Origin of the sequence: Thalassospira xianhensis MCCC 1A02616, from assembly GCF_003326475.1 — a bacterium.
In the GTDB taxonomy this organism is placed as follows: Bacteria; Pseudomonadota; Alphaproteobacteria; order Rhodospirillales; family Thalassospiraceae; genus Thalassospira; species Thalassospira xianhensis.
Genome location: NZ_JPWA01000015.1, coordinates 30,141 through 48,600 on the forward strand (window position 1 = coordinate 30,141; position 18,460 = coordinate 48,600).

20 protein-coding genes are annotated in these 18,460 nt (G+C 54.8%); 9 read left to right on the forward strand and 11 right to left on the reverse strand.

The window, feature by feature from the left end; genetic code table 11:
* Positions 1–20 precede the first annotated feature (20 nt).
* Both TH5_RS13330 and TH5_RS13335 read left to right on the forward strand, forming a co-directional pair.
* Positions 21–263, forward strand: a complete 243-nt coding sequence (locus tag TH5_RS13330) for a type II toxin-antitoxin system CcdA family antitoxin (RefSeq protein WP_062950642.1) — start codon at positions 21–23, stop codon at positions 261–263.
* Positions 263–553, forward strand: a complete 291-nt coding sequence (locus TH5_RS13335; RefSeq protein WP_114122286.1) for a CcdB family protein — start codon at positions 263–265, stop codon at positions 551–553. The genes TH5_RS13330 and TH5_RS13335 overlap by 1 nt, the downstream gene beginning before the upstream one ends.
* Here the strand turns inward: TH5_RS13335 and TH5_RS13340 are convergent.
* Both TH5_RS13340 and TH5_RS13345 read right to left on the reverse strand, forming a co-directional pair.
* Positions 550–2,076, reverse strand: coding sequence for a UbiD family decarboxylase (locus tag TH5_RS13340; RefSeq protein ID WP_114122340.1), 1,527 nt, complete (start codon positions 2,074–2,076; stop codon positions 550–552). The genes TH5_RS13335 and TH5_RS13340 overlap by 4 nt on opposite strands.
* Positions 2,077–2,243: 167 nt before the next feature.
* Positions 2,244–2,708, reverse strand: coding sequence for a hypothetical protein (locus TH5_RS13345; RefSeq protein ID WP_062950634.1), 465 nt, complete (start codon positions 2,706–2,708; stop codon positions 2,244–2,246).
* A gap of 262 nt (positions 2,709–2,970) precedes the next feature.
* On the opposite strand from TH5_RS13345, the gene TH5_RS13350 reads away from it, so the two are divergent.
* Together TH5_RS13350 and TH5_RS13355 are read left to right on the forward strand one after the other, a co-directional pair.
* Entirely contained in the window at positions 2,971–3,327 is a 357-nt protein-coding gene (locus TH5_RS13350) for a DUF4170 domain-containing protein (protein ID WP_007091209.1), read from the forward strand.
* Between the two features lie 29 nt (positions 3,328–3,356).
* Positions 3,357–4,112 (forward strand): hypothetical protein, encoded by a 756-nt coding sequence (locus TH5_RS13355; protein WP_114122287.1) that lies wholly within the window; start codon positions 3,357–3,359, stop codon positions 4,110–4,112.
* A 13-nt stretch (positions 4,113–4,125) separates the two neighbouring features.
* Here TH5_RS13355 and TH5_RS13360 read toward each other — a convergent pair whose 3' ends face one another.
* Positions 4,126–4,407: a hypothetical protein gene (locus TH5_RS13360; RefSeq protein ID WP_147250106.1), complete on the reverse strand. Its 282-nt coding sequence runs from the start codon at positions 4,405–4,407 to the stop codon at positions 4,126–4,128.
* A gap of 24 nt (positions 4,408–4,431) precedes the next feature.
* Between TH5_RS13360 and TH5_RS26000 the strand changes: the two genes are divergently transcribed.
* Positions 4,432–6,129, forward strand: coding sequence for a methyl-accepting chemotaxis protein (locus TH5_RS26000; protein WP_114122289.1), 1,698 nt, complete (start codon positions 4,432–4,434; stop codon positions 6,127–6,129).
* A gap of 13 nt (positions 6,130–6,142) precedes the next feature.
* Here the strand turns inward: TH5_RS26000 and TH5_RS13370 are convergent, their stop codons facing one another.
* From TH5_RS13370 to ubiA, 3 genes are read right to left on the reverse strand one after another with little or no spacing between them, the layout of a single operon-like run.
* Positions 6,143–6,853 carry a class I SAM-dependent methyltransferase gene (locus TH5_RS13370; protein ID WP_114122290.1) on the reverse strand — a complete coding sequence of 237 codons (711 nt, stop codon included), beginning with the start codon at positions 6,851–6,853 and terminating at the stop codon, positions 6,143–6,145.
* Between the two features lie 37 nt (positions 6,854–6,890).
* Positions 6,891–8,735 carry a cation:proton antiporter gene (locus TH5_RS13375; protein ID WP_114122291.1) on the reverse strand — a complete coding sequence of 615 codons (1,845 nt, stop codon included), beginning with the start codon at positions 8,733–8,735 and terminating at the stop codon, positions 6,891–6,893.
* A gap of 54 nt (positions 8,736–8,789) precedes the next feature.
* Positions 8,790–9,728 (reverse strand): 4-hydroxybenzoate octaprenyltransferase, encoded by a 939-nt coding sequence (ubiA, locus tag TH5_RS13380; RefSeq protein WP_114122292.1) that lies wholly within the window; start codon positions 9,726–9,728, stop codon positions 8,790–8,792.
* Between the two features lie 62 nt (positions 9,729–9,790).
* Between ubiA and TH5_RS13385 the strand changes: the two genes are divergently transcribed.
* Genes TH5_RS13385 through TH5_RS13395 form a run of 3 tightly spaced genes read left to right on the forward strand, consistent with a single transcriptional unit; the run spans position 9,791 to position 12,346 of the window.
* The gene (locus tag TH5_RS13385; RefSeq protein ID WP_114122293.1) at positions 9,791–10,591 is read left to right on the forward strand and encodes a 16S rRNA (uracil(1498)-N(3))-methyltransferase; all 801 of its coding nucleotides are present in this window, start codon (positions 9,791–9,793) and stop codon (positions 10,589–10,591) included.
* 11 nt (positions 10,592–10,602) lie between these two features.
* Complete coding sequence (locus tag TH5_RS13390) at positions 10,603–11,973, forward strand: glutamate--cysteine ligase (RefSeq protein WP_114122294.1); 1,371 nt, start codon at positions 10,603–10,605, stop codon at positions 11,971–11,973.
* Positions 11,974–11,983: 10 nt separating this feature from the next.
* Positions 11,984–12,346 (forward strand): chorismate mutase, encoded by a 363-nt coding sequence (locus TH5_RS13395; RefSeq protein WP_114122295.1) that lies wholly within the window; start codon positions 11,984–11,986, stop codon positions 12,344–12,346.
* Positions 12,347–12,361: 15 nt separating this feature from the next.
* Here the strand turns inward: TH5_RS13395 and glpD are convergent, their stop codons facing one another.
* The 5 genes from glpD to phnD form a co-directional block, all read right to left on the reverse strand.
* Complete coding sequence (gene glpD / locus TH5_RS13400; protein ID WP_114122296.1) at positions 12,362–13,876, reverse strand: glycerol-3-phosphate dehydrogenase; 1,515 nt, start codon at positions 13,874–13,876, stop codon at positions 12,362–12,364.
* Position 13,877: 1 nt separating this feature from the next.
* The gene (gene phnE, locus TH5_RS13405; protein WP_062950608.1) at positions 13,878–14,702 is read right to left on the reverse strand and encodes a phosphonate ABC transporter, permease protein PhnE; all 825 of its coding nucleotides are present in this window, start codon (positions 14,700–14,702) and stop codon (positions 13,878–13,880) included.
* On the reverse strand, positions 14,696–15,508 hold the full coding sequence (gene phnE, locus TH5_RS13410) for a phosphonate ABC transporter, permease protein PhnE (protein ID WP_063093293.1): 813 nt from the start codon (positions 15,506–15,508) through the stop codon (positions 14,696–14,698). Before phnE (TH5_RS13410) ends, phnE (TH5_RS13405) begins: the two co-directional genes overlap by 7 nt.
* The gene (gene phnC, locus TH5_RS13415) at positions 15,505–16,302 is read right to left on the reverse strand and encodes a phosphonate ABC transporter ATP-binding protein (protein ID WP_114122297.1); all 798 of its coding nucleotides are present in this window, start codon (positions 16,300–16,302) and stop codon (positions 15,505–15,507) included. The genes phnE (TH5_RS13410) and phnC overlap by 4 nt, the downstream gene beginning before the upstream one ends.
* A 69-nt stretch (positions 16,303–16,371) precedes the next feature.
* Positions 16,372–17,352, reverse strand: a complete 981-nt coding sequence (gene phnD / locus TH5_RS13420; protein ID WP_244204913.1) for a phosphate/phosphite/phosphonate ABC transporter substrate-binding protein — start codon at positions 17,350–17,352, stop codon at positions 16,372–16,374.
* Positions 17,353–17,579: 227 nt separating this feature from the next.
* Between phnD and TH5_RS13425 the strand changes: the two genes are divergently transcribed.
* Positions 17,580–18,392 (forward strand): DeoR/GlpR family DNA-binding transcription regulator, encoded by an 813-nt coding sequence (locus tag TH5_RS13425; RefSeq protein WP_114122299.1) that lies wholly within the window; start codon positions 17,580–17,582, stop codon positions 18,390–18,392.
* The last annotated feature ends 68 nt before the right edge of the window (positions 18,393–18,460 follow it).

An 18,460-nucleotide genomic window follows, 5' to 3' on the forward strand; every position in this document is an offset into this window, starting at 1 on the left:
CATAAGATATGGGGTGCAGTATGGGCGCTGTTACGAACAAACATACCCGCAAGGCGACCAATGTCAGTCTTGATTCCGAACTTCTGGAAACGGCAAAGCAGCTTGGAATCAATATTTCACGCAGTGCCGAGGCCGGACTAAGAGACGCGGTTACGAAACGACAGGCCGAAATCTGGAAAAAGGAAAATAGTGCGGCGATACAGGCCAGCAATGACTATGTTGAAACGCACGGTATTCCATTGGCATCGCATCGGAAATTCTGATGGCGCGTTATGACATTCATAAATTCGCCAACGGATATGTTGTGGATGTGCAGGCCGATCTTCTTGCGGATATGAACACGCGTGTGGTTGTGCCGCTTCGTCCGCATTCGGAAATACCAAAACCAATCGGGCGTTTGAACCCGGTTATCATGATTAACGATACCCGATGGGTTTTGCTTCCGCAGTTCATTGCGACAGTCGCGGTTGCGGAACTCGGAGAAGTGGTCGGTGAGTTTTCTGAAAAATTCGTTCTCACCGACGCACTGGACATGGTGTTTCAGGGAATTTAATCCCGCCAGATTTTCTTGCCCGATCCCGGCAATCCGTACCGGTCCCATTTGGCATCAACCCGATCAATAATCTCGTCTTCCATGAAGATCTTTTCGCCCCATTCCCGATGGGTTTCCGGGGGCAGCTTGTTGGTCGCATCAAGGCCAAGCTTGCCGCCAAGGCCGCTTTCGGGCGATGCGAAATCAAGATAGTCGATGGGGGTTTCGGTCACGGTGGTGATGTCGCGCACCGGATCCATGCGGGTTGAAATCGCCCACATCACGTCTTTCCAGTCACGCACATCAATATCGTCATCCACCACAATGACGAATTTCGTATACATGAATTGCCGCAGGAACGACCACACACCCATCATTACGCGCTTGGCATGCCCCGGATAGGCTTTTTTCATCGACACGACCGCGATGCGGTACGAACATCCTTCGGGCGGCAGCCAGAAATCGACGATTTCGGGGAATTGCTGCTGCAATAATGGCACGAAGACATCGTTCAACGCTTCGCCAAGGACCGATGGCTCATCTGGCGGGCGACCGGTAAAGGTCGACAGATAGATCGGCTTTTTGCGCATGGTGATTGCGGTGATGTTAAAGACCGGGAATTCCTCGACCGAGTTATAATAACCGGTATGGTCGCCATACGGCCCCTCGGGCGCATATTCATCAAGCGACACATAACCTTCCAGAATGATTTCGGCCGTCGCCGGAACTTTCAGCGGAACGGTTTTGCACTCAACCAGCTCGACCTTTTCCCCGCGCAGCAATCCGGCAAACTGATATTCCGAAAGCGTATCGGGAACCGGTGTCACCGCGGCAAGGATCGTACCCGGATCGGCACCCAGCACGATGGCGGCCGGCAACGGATCGCGCTTTTCCTTTTTCCATCGCGCATGATGCTGCGCCCCGCCACGATGTTTCAGCCAGCGCATGATCGCCTTGTTCTTGCCCAGAACCTGCATGCGATAGATGCCAAGATTGAACACATCGCGTTTGTCACCGCCCTTTTCATTGGCGGTCGGGCCCTGTGTCACAACCAGCGGCCACGTGATCAGCGGGGCCGGCTCCCCCGGCCAGCAGGACTGGATCGGCAATTTTGAAAGGTCAATGTCGTCACCTTCAAGGACGATTTCCTGACACGGTGCCTTGGAAACCGTTTTGGGCTTCATCGCCATTACGGTCTTGGCCAAGGGCAGCATCGAAAATGCTTCCCTAAGGCTTCCCGGTGGTTCGGGCTGTTTGAGAAACGCCAGCGTTTCGCCGACTTCGCGCAATTCTTCGGGCTTGCGGTTCATGCCGGCCGCCACGCGGTCCACGGTGCCAAAAAGGTTCACCAGAACCGGCATGTCATATTTCTGGCCGTCCTCGCCAATGACATTTTCAAACAGGACCGCCGGGCCACCTTCGGCCAGAAGGCGCGTCTGGATTTCCGTCATCTCAAGATAGGGGGAAACCGGTTCGCTAACCCGGACCAGACGGTCTGTCTTTTCAAGCTCGTCGATGAAGTCGCGAAGGGATTGATAGGGCATGGGCACCGCAATCTGTGAAATCGGTCGGTCAAAGCTGGCAATAGCCGGACCAGCAACAAACCGTGCCAACAATAAATCTGTTGTTTCACGAATTAATACGGTGCAGGCGTGATGTCCAGCATCCACTCCCTTATCGGGCTGAAGGGAGTGGATGCCAGACAGGAAAATTACGAAGAACGATTGGTGTAATAGGCGACGTTTCCATCATTATCGATGGTTGCCAACTGGCCCGCCTTGGTCAGGACCGACATGCAATCATCTTCCTCATCCTGGCCCCAAAGGCACAGATATTGCCCCTGTTCGATGGTCCAGAGTTTTTCGCGCATGCCGCGATCACCGTCCTCATCAATCCAGGTAATGGATGCCATGCCATTCTGGAAATAGGTGACATTCACGTTGGTTTCCTTGCCCTCGTCACGATAGGAAAAGGTCTGGTCATTGATCGTATTGACCAATGCGGTACCGGTTAACGGGCTGTATCCCGACGCAACAACCGTTGCGGTGGCTTCTTCCATATCGTCACTTTGAACATCAATATCCGGGGTCGCCGATGGTGTTCCGCAGGCAGACAGGGCCGCGGTGATCGAAATAACGCCAGCAAGACCGGCACGCTTGATATGTGTTATGTTCATTTTGTTTTCCTTTTGCTCTTTGTGCCCACCAAATCATTTGGGATATCTGCCGCCTACGGCGGCGATCCGGCAGAGCGAACAGTCAGAATAAAAAGGAAAATTGTCGCCTTCTGGTCGTCTATGCGTCGACTGAATGGCAATATTGACCAAATTGGTGGTGTCGGTTGCAGACGGATTTGGTTATACAGGGGCAAGAAACCGGGTTGCGCAGCACCACCCTGTGCGGCCTGTCGACATTCACCAAAGCATGAAGGACGCACAGATGGCCAAGTACTGGGTTATCGGGGGCACCTATCAGGATACCGGTTTTGACAAGCCGATCGGCGAAGAAACCAAAGTCGGTCCGTTTGGCAGCTTCGAAGACGCGGAAAAAGAATGGTCCAAGATGGCTTGGCAGTCGGTTGACGACGCCAATTCGCGTTACCGTATCGAACGTCTCGAAGAATACTGGGTTGTCGGTGGCGAATACGAAACCACCGATTTCGAAAAGCCGGTCGGCGGCGAAGAAGAACGCCACGGCCCGTTTGCGACCTTCAAGGATGCCGAAAAGGCTTGGTCGAAACTGGCTTGGCAGCACGTTGATAACTGCAATTGCCGTTATCGCGTCGTTGAGGGCTGAACCGGCCTTAAAACCGGAACCGATTGACGATGTTTTCTGTTTCTGATGCGCAGGCGATCCCGGATCGTTCCTTGCGCGAACAGATTGAAAAACACCCACGCGCGCAGGATCTCCTGCGCGCGTTTTTATATCCCTATACCGCGCCGGATCATGACTTCCTGTTTGTCGATGGTGCGGTTGTGGCCCTTCCGGACGACAGCATTACCGATGCCATCGCCGGACGAACGCCTGTTCTGGCGGTGGGGTCCAACCGGGCGCCGGTTCAACTGGCGCGAAAATTTGCTGCCCCGCGTCATCTGGACCCGGTTCCGGTCACGGTTGGCTGGATGGATCACCATGATATCGTTTATTCCGCGCATATGACCGGCTATGGGGCGATCCCCGCAACATTGGCCCCGTCACCTGGAACCCGCGTACGGGTTGCCGTGACGTGGCTGAATGCGGTGCAACTGACCCACATGCACGCAACGGAATCCGTTCCCGATCATTACCGGTACCAGCAGATTGACGGAAAAAACCTGCATCTTGATTGCGGGGTATCGGTTGATCTGATCGGCAGCTATCAGTCGACTGCCGGGCATGTTTTTGACGCGAACGATATCTTTGCCCTGGCGGGGATCGCAGCAACGAAACGGCGGTTCAGGTCCCTGAACCAGTGGGAAATGATCGCACATATCGCAATGCGCGCGGGGCAACCGATGCATCCCGATTTCGTGCTTTGGTTGACTGATAATATTGTAATGCGGAAAAAACTGGCCGGCCGCTATTTAAAATCAGCGGAATGATCCCACATCAGAATTATCGTTCCATTACGTTGTTGCTTTCTTTCTCATGTTTTGTAACCATTTGAAATTGCTTTGATTTCGAATGTGGTTTGCAAGGGGAAAAGCAACCTGAAACCAAAAAGACTTTGATGACTGCAATCGGATGAACCAGAAACATCCGGTTGTATTCGTTGAAAATACAATTCCGATGCTCGGGGTACAACAGAGGTATCGGAATGGGAAAAATCAAAAGATCCTTTGGGGGGATTAACTGGCGCAGTTTTTCTGCTGCCAGCATTGCTGCGTTACGCAGCAATGCTCATTTCGTGGGGAGGATGAAATGTTTAGTGCGCGGTCCGACGATGCCCATATCGTCGAAGCGATCAAAAGATCCCAGGGTACTATCGAGTTCACGCTTGATGGCAAGATACTGGATGCGAACCAGAATTTCCTGAACCTGATGGGCTATGACCTGTCAGATATTCGCGGCAAGCATCACAAAATGTTTGTCGATGAGAAATACGCCCAAAGTTCCGAATACAAGGATTTCTGGGAAAAACTGCGTGCGGGTAAATTCTTTACCGCCGAATTCCAGCGATTTGGCAAGAATGGCAAGGAAGTCTGGATACAGGCAACCTATAACCCGGTGCTTAATCATCGCGGTGTCCCTTACAAGGTTTTCAAGGTCGCAACCGATGTCACCGATCGTAAACTGAGATCGGCGGATTATGCCGGACAGGTCGATGCCATCGGAAAATCCCAGGCAGTGATAGAATTTGCCATGGATGGTACGATCCTGAAGGCCAATGAAAACTTCCTTTCTGCGATGGGATACGAGTTGTCCGAGGTGCAGGGCAAACATCACCGGATGTTTGTTTCACCCGAATTTGCCCAAAGCCGCGAATATGCCGATTTCTGGGCCAGGCTGCGCGACGGTAAATATATGTCTGCCGAATATCAGCGGTTTGGAAAGAACGGTAAGGAAGTCTGGATACAGGCCAGTTACAACCCGATCATGGATATGTCCGGACGCCCGTTCAAGGTTGTAAAATACGCGACCGATATCACAGCCGAAAAAATACAAAGAGCCGATTTTGCAGGCCAGATTGATGCCATCGGCAAATCGCAGGCGGTTATTTCGTTTGAGATGGACGGTACGATCATTGATGCCAATGACAACTTTCTGAATGCGATGGGCTATTCCCGCGACGAGGTCAAAGGAAAGCATCACAGCATATTTGTTGATCCGGAATATGCCAAAAGCGACAAATATCGTGATTTCTGGGCGGCCCTTGGACAGGGGAAATATCAGGTCGCGGAATTCAAACGCTTTGGCAAGGGTGGCAAGGAAATCTGGATTCAGGCCAGCTATAATCCGGTGATAGATATGAACGGTCGGCCGTTCAAGGTGGTCAAATATGCCACCGACATCACCAAACAGGTTCAGACCCGTATCACGGCCGAAGAACTTGCTGAAGGATCAAGCGCAAGTGCTGAAGCCGTCGCCAGCGCATCCGAGGAAATGCTGGCAGCCATTCAGGAAATCAGCGAAAGCATGCAACGTTCCCAGATTGCCGTGACCGACATTGTTTCAAAAATCCAGATGGCCGATGAAATTCGCGGAGAGTTGGAAACAACATCCGAAGCGATGACCGGCGTGGTGCAGATCATCCGTGATCTGGCTGAACAGGTAAACCTGCTGGCCCTGAATGCAACGATTGAGGCCGCCCGTGCCGGTGATGCGGGCAAGGGCTTTGCCGTGGTCGCGGGCGAGGTTAAAAACCTTGCAACCCAGACGGCCAAGGCAACAGATCAGATCGAAGTCCAGATTGGCTCGATGTTGAGCATCACCAAACGTGTCGTCAGTTCGACACAGCAAATTTCAACATCGGCCAACGAGGTCAGCGATTACGTCAATGCCGTGGCTTCGGCAGTGGAAGAACAAACCAGCGTGACACAGGATATTTCAAAGAATATCCAGTTCGTGTTCACCGGCATCAGCGAACTGAATGATTGCGTGAAACAGATCGCAAGCTGAATAGATCCTGACCCTAATTCTCCCGGTCTGGCAAAAGCTGCCAGATCCGGGTGAATTTGTTTTCAACATCCTCGACCGCAACATCCACCGGCACGTCATAGGTTTCAAGTTCGTCGATGTTGCGTGTCGGGGCATATGTCCGGCCCGGATCGGCAAGGATGACCCGCGTGCCAAGTCGTGCCTCGCTCATCAGCCATTGCAGGACGGCATTGGCCATTTGCTGCTGGTAGCAGACATCACCGGCAAAAATCACATCCCAGCGCCGGGTTGCCGATTGCGTCCCGACAAAGTTTTCGGTCGTGGTTTCAAATGCAACGCCATTGCGCTTGGCATTCAGTCGGGTGGCGGTAATGGCCACCGGGTCAATGTCGTTTGCCAGAATGCTGTCCGCACCGGCCATGACGCAGGCAATCGCCTGCATGCCGCCACCGCACGCAAAATCCAGAACCTTTTTGCCGCGGACCAATTCCGGGTGATCAAGGATGTATCGCGTAATCGCCTGTCCGCCCGGCCATGCAAACGCCCAATAGGGCGGCGGGATATCCAGCACACCAAGAATATCCTCGGTCGCCTGCCAAAGTGGCGTGATATGGGTGGCCAGATACATTTCGACCTCGGGCGCCAATGGCACCCGTGCCGGTACGGTAAAGGTATCGATCAGATCGGCAAAACGCGGATCGTCGACTTCGGGGACCAAGGCATCGGCGAAAACATTATCGGTCATGATCGGCCCATATCAGGGTGAATTTGATTGCCGGGGCTTACTTGCTTTGTGACCCGGGTGCAAGCGAAGTCGCATCCGGGCTTTCGTCGGGCTTCTGGCTGTTTTGGGCATTGCGACCAAGATACAGCAAGATATCACGCGGCTTTGCCTTGGGAATGTCAGGCCCCATATGAAGCTGCGCCCCGCGGACAAGGGCAATGACCGGCGGTTCGGTGCCCTGAACCTCAATAAAATCATTCCATCCGAATTCGTCGGTCAGACGGGTTTGCCGAATTTCGGCCCCGTGCCGGAAATCCTCCCGGATGTCGTCGGTTGTCATCGGCTCGGAAAACAGTGGCAGCCCGCCAAGTGTCTGGCTATGGCGTTTCGGGTCTTCGGGTGATCCGTGCATGCCGGTCTGGAAAACGGCCCGTCGGCCGAACTCGGGCGCGAAATCGGTACAAACCAGCGTGTTATAGGCATCGTTATCCGTGGTCGCGATCAGCTTGCCAAGCGAGGAAGTATCAAGGTGATGTTCGAAAACTTCCGAAAGCACTTCCCCGTAATAGGTCTGCAATCCGGCCTCGCGCGCCATGCGCATGCTGTGCCAGCGGCTATCGGCAACCACCACCGGAATGTCAAGCTCGACAAGACGCCGGGCAAGATCAATCGTCCAGCGATGCGCACCCACAATCAGAACACCGGGTGGGCCTTTAACGGCCAGATCAAGGTGGCGGGCCATGGGGCGGATGGAAAAGCCATGCAGCACCACGGTCGAAAACACCATGGCAAAGGCCAGCGGGATCAAAAGCGCCCCGTCGGCATAGCCAAGTTCGACAAGCTCCGCGCCAAACAGGCCGGAAACCGCCACCGCGACAATCCCGCGCGGTGCGATCCAGCCGACCAGTAACCGCTCTTTCCAGGTCACCCGTGAAAATGCCAGCGACCCGATCACCGAAACCGGTCGCACGACAAACAGCATGGCCAGAACAAAAAGCCCATGCCCCCATGTCAGTTCGGCAATCATCGACCATTCAAGTGTCGCGGTCAGGATGATGAACACGCTGGAAACCAGAATGACCGTCAGGGTTTCCTTGAACCGGCGGATTTCATCAATCGCCATCAGATGGGCATTGCCAATCGTCAGGCCCAGCACCGTTACGGCCAGCAAGCCGCTTTCTTCCTGAATTTCATTGGCCCCGGCAAAGCAGGTCAGAAGCACACCAAGGACAAGCGGGGCTTTCAAAAATTCCGGGATCCAGCCGCGTTTGAAAATCTGAACCGTCCCCAAGCCAAACGCCAGGCCGATCAGGACTGCCAGCAGGATATTAAGTGCCAGATGACCGACTGCCGCGCCAAACCCGTTGCCATGCTGGCTGGCGACAATGACTTCGTAGGCAAGTACGGCAAACAGTGCCCCGATCGGGTCATTAACGATGCCTTCCCATTTCAGAAGCGTCGCCGGTCGTTTTGACAATCGGGCATGGCGCAACAGCGGTGCAATCACCGTCGGGCCGGTCACGATCATGATCCCGCCAAACAGGGCCGCCACCGGCCATGAAAGATCGGCCAGATAATGTGCGGCACCTGCGCCCAGCAGCCACGCGACAAGCGGGGCAATCGTCGTCAGGCGGATCACGCCACTGACACTGTGCGTCAGTTCCCGGAAATCAAGCGCAAGCCCGCCTTCAAACAGGATCACCGCAACCGCGACGGCAACAAGGGGCTGCAACAGTGTGCCGAAATCATTGACCGGATCGATCAGATCGGTTCCCGGTCCCAGCAGCAGGCCGACGATAGACAGCAACACGATTGCCGGAATACCGGCCCGCCATGCGAACCATTGCGCCCCGACACCCGCAAGGATCAGTCCGGCAATCATCAGGGCAAGCGGTGCGATCATGGGCGGTCTTTCGATAATGGTTCAGATGAAGGAAAAATCAGCTCATATATCGGCCTAAAGTCCGGTGCCGACCAGATTGGCAATGATGATGGCCGCCAATACCATCAAACCGAAATCACGGTTTGATTTAAACCGTTTCAGGCAGTTTGCGGCATCATCAAGTTTGACCGTGGCAACCTGCCACGCCAGATGCAAACACGCCAGTGCCAGAAGTGGGAAATAAATCCAGTGCAACCCGGCCAGCATGCCCGAAACACCCAGAAAAAGGGTCGTCACGGTATAAAATCCCATCGCCCATCTAGGCGTTGCATCGCCAAGCCGAAGGGCAAGCGACTTTACCCCGATCTTGATGTCGTCATCCTTGTCCTGATGGGCATATATGGTGTCGTAACCAAGCGTCCAGAAGAACCCCGCGACATACATCGCAACCGCTGCCGGTGCGACGGTGCCGGTGACCGCGGCCCAGCCGACAAGCGCCCCCCAGTTAAATGTCAGCCCCAAAACCGCCTGCGGCCAATAGGTGATGCGTTTCATGAACGGATAAGTGATGACAAGCGGCAGGGAACAGATGCCGACAATGATCGCCTCGATCCGGAATTGCAGCAGCACGGCAAGCCCGATCAGAAGCAAAAGACCCAGAAACGCAATCGCCTGCCATACCTTGACCTGACCGCTAGGGATCGGGCGGGTTGCCGTGCGTTCGACCTTGCCGTCAAAATTGCGATCCGCCAGATCATTGACCACGCAACCGGCCCCGCGCATGATCAATGCACCAATGGCAAAGTAAACCATCATCAATATGCTGGGCGCACCGTCGCTTGCCATGGCGGTTGACCACCAGCAAGGCAAAAGCAGAAGCCATGTGCCAATCGGACGGTCAAGTCGTGCCAGTTTAAGGTAGGGCCGACTTGCCAACGGCGCGAACCGGTCGATCCAGCCATCAGACGGCATATCGTTCTTCGTGTTCTGTATCGGTTGGTTGACCTGTGACATAATTGGCCTATGTAACTCTTTAACAAACTGAACTTCGCCGAATAACCGGCCTGGGGACATATATGACAGACGACGCCACCCGCGCCCGGCAACGCCTATTCGTTTCCGATCCTATCACGCCGGGATGCGAGATCGAACTCGCACCTGAACAGTCTCATTACCTTGAACATGTGATGCGCCTCAAGCCCGGAACGCCAATCAAGATATTTAATGGTCTTGATGGTGAATGGCTGGCGACCATCGATCACCTTCGCAAAAAGAAGGGCACCTTGACTGCCGAACGGCAATTGCGTGACCAGATTGTTGAACGCGGTCCGATCCTGGCTTTTGCCCCGATCAAAAAGCAGCGCCTTGATTTTCTGATCGAAAAGTCGGTCGAAATGGGGGTTGGCACCCTGCAACCGATTGTCACCGCACATGGCATTACCGACAAGGTCCGCCTTGATCGTCTGCAAGCCCAGGTGATCGAGGCCGCCGAGCAATGCGAACGCCTCAGCGTGCCGGAAATTGCCCCACCGGTTAAATTGCTTGATTGGCTCGCAGACTGGCCGGAAAACCGGCATTTATTGTTCTGTGACGAGACGGGATCGGGCTCACCAATTGGTGAAGTGTTAAGTCAGCTATTGGCAAAGGGCGCTGGCTCGGCTATCGACAACGACAATGTTGTTAACCATGCAATCGTGATTGGACCCGAAGGCGGCTTTAGCGCCGACGAAATTGAACGCATCCGCAAACAGTCTTTTGCAACGCCTGTAAGCCTTGGTCCGCGTATCTTGCGGGCTGAAACCGCGGCAATTGCTGCTTTGTCCGTGTTTCAGGATCGCATCGGCGACTGGTCGATACCTCCGGTCACGAGAGATTAGGGGAAGCCCTTATGACTGTCAGCGCCTCCACCGGCGACAGCCCGGTCATCGAAAGCCGTCGTCAGCTTGTCGAATGGTTCGAGTCCGGATGTACACCGAAAAAAGACTGGGCCATCGGCACAGAACACGAAAAATTCGCCTTTACCCGTAACGATCTTCGCCCGATCCCTTACGAAGGGGAGCGGGGGGTAAAGACCCTTCTGACACAACTTGCCGAACGCTTTGATTGGGAACCGATCATTGAAAACGGCAATGTGATTGCGCTCACCAAGGATAACTGTTCCGTCTCGCTTGAACCGGGCGGGCAGATCGAATTGTCCGGTGCGCCGCTTAAAAACATTCACCAGACCTGTGGCGAAGTGCATCAGCATCTTCATGAAATCCGCGAAATCTGCGGTGATCTTGATATCGAAATGCTGGGTGTCGGTCATCAGCCGAAATGGAAACGCGACGATATTCCGTGGATGCCCAAGGGCCGCTACGCGATCATGCGCGACTATATGCCCAAGGTTGGCAATCTTGGCCTGGACATGATGCTTCGGACCTCGACCATTCAGGTCAATCTGGATTTCGCCTCCGAAGCCGACATGATCAAGAAATTCAGAACGTCGCTGGCGCTTCAGCCGGTTGCGACCGCGCTGTTTGCCGCATCCCCGTTCGTGGATGGCAAGCCAAGCGGCTATCTGTCGTCGCGATCCCACGTCTGGACCGATACCGACCCGGACCGTTGCGGCATGCTGCCCTTCGTGTTCGAAGACGGTTTTGGCTTTGAACGTTATGTCGATTACATGCTCGATGTGCCGATGTATTTCGTTTATCGCGATGGCAAATACATCAATGCCGCAGGCAAATCGTTCCGCGATTTCATGGCCGGAAAGCTTGACGTTCTGCCGGGTGAACGCCCGACGATGAATGACTGGTCCGATCACATGACGACCGCCTTCCCCGAAGTCCGCCTCAAGAAATTCCTTGAAATGCGCGGCGCGGATGGTGGCCCGTGGAAACGCATCTGTGCGCTTCCGGCCCTTTGGGTTGGCCTGCTGTATGACGATGTCGCACTCGATGCTGCATGGGATCTCGTCAAGGATCTCAGCCATGCCGAACGCGAAGCCCTTCGCGACGATGTACCGCGTAGCGCCCTTGCTACGAAGTTCAAAAACGGCACCGTTCAGGACCTCGCCAAGGACGTTCTGGCCGTCTCCAAACAGGGGCTTAAGGCGCGTGGTCGCATGGATGCCTATGGCGACGATGAAAGCCACTTCCTCGAAAGCCTCGAAGACGTTGCCGAAAGTGGCCGTACCCTGGCCGAGGAATTCCTTGATAAATACGAAACCGAATGGAACGGATCGGTTGATCCGCTGTTCCGGGAATACGCCTATTAGATATTGTGAAATGGCGGTGAATAATCGCCGCCATTTTTCATTTTCCGTGAATAATGAAAGTTCTGCCGTGATGACGACCAAAGCCAACCCTTGCGAAACCATGTCCGATGTACGTGCGAATGTGGATCGGGTGGACAGGCTTCTGGTGGCGCTGATGGCGGAACGGCTGAACTATATCGAACAGGCCGCGCGCATCAAACCGACCCGCGATGCCGTGCGTGACGAAGACCGGATCGAGGATGTGATCACCAAGGTCCGTGCCCAGTGCCGCATCGATGGCTTTGACGAAGACATGGCCGAACGGATGTGGCGGGCGATGATGGAAGATTTCATCGCCCACGAATTCGTCAAATGGGATGATCTGCGCAAGTAACCGGTTGCCGGTTGCTTACTGTGCGGCAAGTTGATCCGCGCGGTTTGCAAACCAGTCCCGAACCGCGTTGATATCGCTTTCTTCCATGCCAAGGCCAAGCTTGGTCCGTCGCCAAAGGACATCCTCGGCGGACCGGGCCCATTCCTGTGTCATCAGGAAACGGAGTTCTGCCTCAAACAGGTTGGGCGCAACTTCCGCACCCAGATCACCAATGGCCTTGGCATTTGGCGCGATGTCAAACAGGCGCGTGCCATAACAGCGTGCCCAGCGATGGGCGACCTGTTCGGGCAGCCAACCGAACTTTGTCCTGACACTGCTCAGGAACCGGTCGAAATTGCCATCGGCCATATCCCCGCCCGGCAGAACCGATGTCGCGGTCCAGTCCGATGCATCATTGCCCAGAACCGGACAAAGCTTTTGCAAGGCATGTTCGGCCAACCGCCGATAGGTGGTGATTTTCCCGCCATATATCGACAGGATCGCCGGTGCATCGCCGTCTCCGGTATCGAGATCGAACACGTAATCGCGCGTGACCGCCGATGCGTTGCTGTTCTTGTCGTCATAAAGCGGCCGGACACCGGCATAATCCCAAACGATATCTGCCCGCGTTAAGGGCGTCGCCAGATAGCCGTTCACCAGATCAAGCAGGTAATCGATTTCGTCATCATTGATCTTCACCTCGGCCGGATCACCGTCATAGGGCACATCCGTCGTCCCGATCAGGGTGTAATCCTGCTGATAGGGGATGGCAAAGGCAATGCGACCATCGCTGTTCTGGAAGATATAGCAATGATCATGCGGGTGAATGCGCGGCACGACAAAATGGCTGCCTTTGACAAGGCGTAACCCCGCGGCCTTGTCACCAAGCCCGGCACGATTGACCATTTCGGTCACCCATGGACCTGCGGCATTGACCACGGCCTTTGCCGAAATGCTGGTTTCCTTGCCGTCTTCGGATTGCAGTGTCGCGGTCCAGCCGTCCGTTCCGCGCACAAGGGCGGCACAGCGCGTCCGGGTTTTGATCACCGCCCCGCGTGCCTGCGCATCAAGGGCGTTTAAAACCACAAGCCTGGCATCATCGACCCAGCAATCGGAATAGGAAAAGCCGCTGGTGAACTGGTTCAGAAGCGGTTTGCCCTCAGCCGTGCCATTCAGGGACAGGGCACGTGAAGCCGGCAGGCGTTTGCGCTTTGCCAGATGGTCATACAGAAACAGTCCGGCACGCAGCATCCATTTGGGCCGAAGGCCTTTATGGTGCGGCAGAACGAAGGTCAGCGGCCAGATGATATGCGGGGCGGCTGCCAGAAGAACTTCGCGTTCCTGCAAGGCTTCGCGCACCAGCCGGAATTCGTAATGTTCAAGATAACGCAGACCGCCATGGATCAGTTTGGTCGAGGATGAAGAGGTGGCCGAGGCAAGGTCGCGCTGTTCGACCAGAAGGACGGACAGGCCGCGACCGGCGGCATCACGGGCAATACCCGCACCATTGATGCCGCCGCCTACGACCAGAAGGTCGTAATGTTCAGACACGTCAGATCACCTTTTTGCGCAGCCAGGCCGCCAGGGCCTCGCCCACGATCACAAGACCGATGATCGCCAGAAGAATGGTGGCAACCGTCTGCCAGGCAAAGGTGTCAATCGCGCCTTGCAGGACGATACCGATCCCGCCAGCCCCGACCAGACCCAGAACCGTACTTTCACGCAAATTGATGTCCCAACGCAGGATCGACACCGCAAAGAAAGTCGGCATGACCTGTGGCACAACCCCGTAAATCAGGATTTTGAACCGCGATGCACCGACGGACTCAAGCGCCTCGATCGGGGCCCGGTCGATTTCCTCGATCGCCTCGCCCAGCAATTTGCCGATAAAACCGATCGAACGGAAAATAATCGCCAGAATACCGGCCATCACACCGGGGCCGAAAATCGCAACAAACAGCAGCGCCCAGATGATGGTATTGACCGACCGCGACGACACCAGAATAAACCGGCCAATCCAAAGCGTCAGCTTGTTGGGCGTGGTGTTCTGGGCCGCGATCAGGGCAATCGGCAATGAAAGGAACACCGCAAAGAAGGTTGCAATCGTCGCAATATTGACGGTTTCAAGCAATGTGATTGCGATCATTTCCCAATCATTGAGGGATGGCGGATACATGCGCGAAAAAAGATCGCCCATTTGTTTCGGGGCATCCCAAAGCCACGGCCAGATGATGTTGATCGTCGAAAGCGACCAGACCGTTGCCAGAACTACGCCGCCATACATGGCAAAGCGCAGCCAGCGTTGTTTGGGGGTATAGCGTGACCATTCGCGTTCGGCGATGGCGTCCGGCCCGGCATTTTTTGTTGTAGTTACCATATGTTCCTCCGGATCCGGCCGCTTATGGCTTCGCTGATCAGGATGACGCCGATAATGCAAAGCGTGATCGCAAGCGCGAAGTCATAGTCATAGCGCCGAAACGCATTCATCAGGGTCGATCCGATCCCGCCCGCGCCCACAATGCCGACCACGGCAGATGCACGCAGATTGCTGTCAAGCTGATAGATCGAAAGACCGATCTGACGGGGCATGATTTGCGGGATCACGGCATACAGCATGGTGATAAATGTCCCGCCACCGGCCGCCCGGATGGCTTCAACCTGGCCCCAGTCGATTTCCTCGATCCGCTCGGCCAGCATTTTGGCAACGAAACCGATGGAATAGATCGTCAGGGTCAGAATCCCCGCCAGCGGACCAAAACCAACCGCCTTGACGAACAGGATGGCAACGATCACCGGATGGAAACTGCGCGCGATAATGATGGTGGCACGCCCGATGTTATAAAGCCATTTGGGCGCAATATTGGATGCGGCGGCAAAGGCAATCGGCACGCTGAGCATCACACCGGCAAGGGTTGCAACGATGGCGATCTTGATGCTTTCAAGAAAGCCCTGCAACACCAGTTCACCCCGGATCATGTCAGGCGGGAAGGCGCCCTTGAAAATACGGATGGCGCGCGGAATGCCTTCCTGAATACGTTCCCAGTTAAACGGCAGGCTGGTGACCGCCCACACGACATAGGCCAATACGCCAAGGATGATCGCCCAGCGTATCGCCGGATTGGCGATAAAGGGCGGTTTTTTCCAAGTGCGATGGCCCGTTGTTTTTTCAACGGAGCTGGTCATTGCGATACAACCTCGCGCAGGGATTCCGGATCGCCGGTTTCGCCACGTTCTTCTGCCGGAACCCCGGCATAGATTTCATCCATGGCATCCTGGGTAAGATCGGTCGGCACACTGTCAAAGATGATGCGACCAAACCGCATGCCGACGATGCGCTGGGTATATTCCTTGGCCTCGGTGACATTGTGGATATTGATCAGAACCGGCAGGTGCAGCTCGGATGCAAGCGCACGCAGCAATTCCATGATCTGTCGTGATGTTTTGGGGTCAAGCGACGCCGTGGGCTCATCGGCCAGCAGGATTTCGGGTTCCTGCATCAGGGCGCGAACGACGCCGACACGCTGGCGTTCGCCACCCGATAATTCATCGGCGCGTTTGTTGGCATAATGGGCAATACCGACACGTTCCATCAATTGGAAGGCACGATCAATGTCGCTTTGGGGGAAATTGCGGGTCATGGCGCGCCAGGTTGGAACATATCCCAACCGTCCCGACAGAACATTTTCCATCACCGTCAAACGGTTGATCAGGTTGAAACCCTGAAAAATCATGCCGATACGGCGACGTGCCAAACGCAACTCGCCGCCGGACAAAGTCGTCAGTTCGGTGCCGTTAAGGTCAATTGAGCCCGATGTCGGTTCGACCAGACGGTTAATACAGCGCAAAAGCGTGCTTTTACCAGCACCCGATGCCCCAATGATGGCAACGACGCTTTCGCCGGGAACCTCAAGGTTCAGGTCCTTGAGAACGGCCTCATCCTTGCCATAGCGTTTGACCAGATCTTTGATACGCAGCATCACGATACCTTGAAAAAAGACTACCGGGATCGAAAATCGATCCCGGCAGAAGCAGTTTGAAAAAAGGGATTACTTCAGGTTGTCCGGGGTGTATTTCACACCGTTGGCAGCCTGGATTTCACGAATGACGTCCCAGTCTTTCTGATAGGTGACCGGTACGAATTTGGTGACACCCTTGAATTCTTCGCCAAGTGCCGTGCCCTTCATGTCGAAGGTAAAGAAGGCTTCCTTGATCTTTTCGATCAGTTCGGGCTTCAGGTTATAGGCATAGTTGAACGAAGTGGTCGGGAACGGCTTGCTTTCATAAAGGATTTTGACGTCAGCCGGATCGTACAGATCGCGCTGGGCCATACGTTCAACCACTTCGGATGCGACCGGGGCTGCGTCATAGTCACCGGCAACAACGCCCAGCATCGACTGGTCGTGCGATCCGGAATAGACGACTTCGTAATCCTGTTCCGGGACGATGCCCTGACCGGGCAGAAGGGCGCGCGGTGCAAGGTTGCCCGAGTTCGAGGTCGGGGACGTATGGGCGACACGTTTGCCTTTAAGATCGGCAAGCGAATTGATGCCGCTGTCAACGCGGGTATAAAGCTGCAAGGTGTAACCAAAACGGCCATCATCCGCACCCATCAGGGCAAACGGAACCGCACCGGCAAGGTTAACTGCAAACGGGGTCGGCCCGGTCGAGAAACCGGCAACATGCAGACGACCGCTGCGCATGGCTTCGACTTCGGCGGAATTCGACTGAACCGCAAAGAAATGAACGTCCTTGCCGGTCACTTTTTCAAGATGTTCAAGGAACGGCTCCCAGATATCGGCATAAACCGCCGGGTCTTCGACCGGGGTATAGGCAAACACGAGGGTGTCCGGGTCAACCTGCTGATCGGCGGGCGGTGCATCGGCAACCAGATCGCCATCCATATCACAATACATCTGATCAAGATCGCCACGTGCGATGCAATCATCGGCCTGTGCAAATGCCGGGCTGCTGCCAAAGCTCATCATTCCGATGGCGGCAAGCAGTGTGGAAACTTTCAAAATGTCCATTTTTTTCGCATGTGAAAACATGTGACAGAACCTTTCTTCCCTGTAAACGCGGGCTTCATGCCGGTTTTAAATGTGGTTTTGTTGTTTTTGTTGTTGCTTTTATCAACATTATAAAGTGGTAAAAAGTTTGAAAAGCAACATAAAACTGTAACAATCAGTTACAAAAATAACTGCTAACCTTATCCGAAAGTGGTGCGGGCTAGGCGGTTCAGGGGGAGAGAGGCTCTTTGCGTATCGGAAAAAAAGAACGACAGCAGCGTATCCTTCAGGAACTGCAAATTCATCCGCATGTGAGAGTTGCCACATTGGCGGAACGATTCGATGTGGCAACTGAAACAATTCGCCGCGATCTGGACGCGCTAAGTGACGATGGCTTGATCAAGCGCGAATTCGGCGGCGCATCCGCACAGCCAATGGGCCATCAACCTGATCTGGCCCAGCGCCAGATGACCGCGGTCGCCGGGTTCGAACGGATCGGCATCATGGCGGGCAACATGATCCGGCCGGGCGATGTGATCATGATCGATGCCGGTTCCACCGTCAGCCAGCTTGCCCCCTACATGGCCCAGAATCCCGGCGCATTGCGGCGCACCGTTCTGACCAATTGCTATGCGGTGGTGCATGGCATGGGCGAACAGGCCGTCATTGACGATGTCATCATGTGTCCGGGGCAGTTTGATCCTCGTGAAAATGCGGTCTACGGCAATGACACAATCGAATTCCTGCGCCGTTTTCACGCCAACAAGGCCTTTATCGGGGCATCGGGCGTTGCCTGGCAGGGGTTCAGTGACGTTAACCGTCGCGCGGTCGCGGTCAAACGCGCCATGATGGAACGGTCCGATGAAACGTGGCTGATGGTGGATCACACCAAGTTCGATCAGCGTTACCTTGAAAATATCGCACCGCTTGAAGCCCTGACCGGGGTGATCACGGATCGCTTGCCACCTGAAAAACTGTTGTCACATCTTGACCGTATGGGCGTTCAGATTGTCGCATGGCAGGACAACGCCTCGTCAGATCAGGGTGCCATCGCCAGCTGATATTTTATCGCTGATGATAAAACTGCATTTTTTCAACACAGTGACTTTGCGCGAACGATCATTTGCGC